We start from the raw sequence: 276 nt of genomic DNA on the forward strand, positions 1-276 counted from the left end.
TATTTGAAAAAAATAGACTTACCTAAAAAACATAAGCCATTAACCACGAACACCATGAAACAAAAACTTGTCGCATTATTCTTTTTGCTGTCTTTTGGGGCATTTGGGCAGAAAATGAATTTCAATATTAAATATTCTGAGCAACTGGCCGTTTTTGTTTTTATACAAAATCTTTCTGACAACTATCCGAAAAACGTTTTCAAAACAGAATTCAATCAATCAAAATATAATACTCAAAAATACAAGGATCTTATTTCAAACTTTGATAAATTGCCT

General features: G+C 29.0%; 1 pseudogene. It reads left to right on the plus strand.

From position 1 onward, the window contains the following. Nucleotides 1-54: 54 nt before the first annotated feature. Nucleotides 55-276: pseudogene (locus tag SB689_RS23030) on the plus strand (hypothetical protein); the annotation flags it as partial.

It is taken from the genome of Chryseobacterium sp. SIMBA_038, from assembly GCF_046535115.1.
Taxonomy (GTDB): domain Bacteria; phylum Bacteroidota; class Bacteroidia; order Flavobacteriales; family Weeksellaceae; genus Chryseobacterium.